This window comes from Pseudomonadota bacterium, assembly GCA_039024915.1.
Taxonomy (GTDB): Bacteria; Pseudomonadota; Alphaproteobacteria; order Rhizobiales; family MH13; genus MH13.
The window spans coordinates 1-2737 of sequence record JBCCPK010000025.1 but is presented as its reverse complement, the minus strand read 5'-3'; the positions used below and the strand labels follow the sequence as shown (position 1 = coordinate 2737).

At 57.4% G+C, this 2737-nt stretch carries 2 protein-coding genes; both read right to left on the bottom strand.

The features are described from left to right. On the bottom strand, window positions 1-669 hold a 669-nt coding region (folP, locus tag AAF739_18025; protein MEM6384566.1), incomplete at its 3' end, for a dihydropteroate synthase. Window positions 670-680: 11 nt separating this feature from the next. Further along, on the bottom strand, window positions 681-2624 hold the full coding sequence (gene ftsH, locus AAF739_18020; GenBank protein MEM6384565.1) for an ATP-dependent zinc metalloprotease FtsH: 1944 nt from the start codon (window positions 2622-2624) through the stop codon (window positions 681-683). Window positions 2625-2737: the final 113 nt, after the last annotated feature.

Genomic DNA, 2737 nt, shown 5'->3' with positions numbered 1-2737 from the left:
TTTGCGGGATAACCCCGCCAGCACTGGATAGCCCATGCCGCTAAGCGAGGAGAGCCCGCGCACCAAAGCAAGGTTGTCCTCGATACGCTTACCAAAGCCAAAACCGGGATCAAGCAATATACGCGATCGGTCGATGCCAGCATCGACGCATGCGTCGATCCGCTGCTGCAGGAATTCGCCTACCTCTACTACAACGTCGGTATAGCTGGGGTTTTCCTGCATCGTCCTGGGGGCGCCTTGCATGTGCATCAGGCACACATGAACCCCCGCTTCCGAGGCTGCCTGCAGCGCGCCCGGGGCTTGTAGTGCACGCACATCATTGATCAATGTGGCACCGGCCCTGACAGCCGCAGACATGACCTCCGGCTTACTGCTGTCGATGGACATCACTACCGGCGAGGCGCTTGAGAGTGCCTCGATGACCGGAATTGTCCTTTCGAGCTCTTCCTCTGTGGCAACGTCCGATGCGCCCGGACGCGTCGACTCACCACCGATATCAATGATGTCGGCACCGGCCTCCACCATAGAGAGTGCAGCGGCAACCGCAGTGTGCACCCCAATATTTTTTCCACCATCGGAAAACGAGTCCGGCGTGACGTTCAGGATGCCCATAATCAAAGGGCGCTGCTTAGCAAGCAGCGCCCCTACGGCAGATCGCCGTTCAGACATGTCGATGGAACCTAGCTGCTTTGTCCCGCTGGTCCACCGATCGATCCACTCGGACCACCAGACTTGCGCTTTGAAGGCCCGTCGCCTGTCACCGCGTTTGGCGGATTGTCGTTGTCATTCCAATCTGCCGGCGGGCGAGGATCACGACCTTCCATGATGTCAGCGATTTGCTTCTCGTCGATCGTCTCGTACTTGATCAACGCCTCAGCCATCACGTGCAGCTTGTCTGTATGGTCCTTAAGAATCTGCTCAGCCCGCTCATAATTCAGATCGATGATCGAACGAATCTCCTCGTCGATCGCTTTCGCAGTCTGCCCCGAAACCTGTTTGGTTTGCGTCATCGTGCGGCCGAGGAACACCTCGCCCTCTTCCTCGCTGTAGCTCAATGGCCCCAGGCGATCAGAGAGCCCCCATTTCGTGACCATATTGCGCGCAATGTCAGTCGCACGCTCAATGTCATTGGAGGCACCCGTCGTAACGCTATCCGAGCCGAAAATCAGCTCCTCGGCGATACGGCCACCAAATAAACTCGAGATCTGAGAGTTCAGCCGTTGCTTGGAGTAGCTGTATCGGTCTTCCTCCGGCAAGAACATCGTCACCCCCAGCGCGCGACCTCGAGGAATAATGGTGACTTTATAAACGGGATCATGATCCGGAACGTTTAGACCGACAATGGCATGTCCCGCCTCGTGGTAGGCCGTCAGTTTCTTCTCGTCGTCGTTCATCACCATGGAACGACGTTCTGCGCCCATCATGATCTTGTCTTTCGCTTTCTCGAACTCCTCCATGCCAACCGTGCGCCGATTGGCACGAGCCGCAAACAAGGCGGCCTCATTGACAAGATTTGCGAGATCCGCGCCGGAGAACCCTGGCGTGCCACGCGCGATGATGCCTGGACGCACATCATCTCCGAGCGGCACCTTACGCATGTGTACACGAAGAATTTGCTCCCGACCGCGCACGTCCGGAAGCGGCACCACCACTTGTCGGTCGAAGCGTCCCGGTCGAAGCAGCGCCGGATCCAAAACGTCGGGTCGGTTCGTTGCTGCGATCACGATAATGCCTTCGTTTCCTTCGAAGCCATCCATTTCTACGAGCAGCTGGTTCAGCGTTTGCTCACGCTCGTCATGCCCACCGCCAAGGCCGGCACCACGATGACGCCCCACGGCATCGATTTCGTCGATAAAGATGATGCAGGGCGCGTGCTTCTTCGCCTGTTCAAACATGTCTCGGACACGCGAGGCGCCGACACCCACAAACATCTCAACGAAGTCTGAACCTGAAATGGTAAAGAACGGCACCTTGGCTTCACCCGCAATCGCTCGCGCAAGTAACGTCTTACCAGTACCGGGTGATCCAACCATCAAGACCCCTTTAGGGATCTTGCCGCCAAGACGTTGGAACTTGCTCGGGTCTTTGAGGAAGTCGACGATCTCCACGACCTCTTCCTTCGCCTCTTCGACACCCGCAACGTCACTGAAAGTGACACCGACCTGGTCCTCACCAAGCAACCGTGCCTTGCTCTTGCCGAACGACATCGCGCCGCGGCCGCCAGCGCCGCCGCCTTGCATCTGGCGCATGAAATAGATCCAGACGGCGATCAGTAACAGTACCGGGAACGAGTGGACGAGGAGCGTTACGAGCAGGCTCTGCTGTTCCGGTTCCGGCATGTCGAATTCGACACCCCGCTCCTGAAGCTCGCCAATCAGCGCTGAAACGTCGCCGCTCTCCGGGTTATAGGCGAAAAACCGCGAGCCGTTCTTCGTCATATATCGGACTGTCGGTCCGTCGAAACTCACCGATTCCACCGAATTGTCTTCGACCCGGTTCAGGAACTCCGAGTAGCGTTCCTGCTGGGCTCCCGCCATGCCTGCGCCATTAAAGCTCTGCACGACGGTCATCAAGACCAGCACGATCGCCACAAAACTCAGGATATTCTTGGCTGAATCATTCACGAATTTGCCTCTTTAGGACACGATGTCGACAGTTTCGCCGACGATCGGGGACTTTCTGCTTGGAAAATGGGGCAGGCGCTGCCCGTTGATAGACACGACCCGGATTCCTTCGC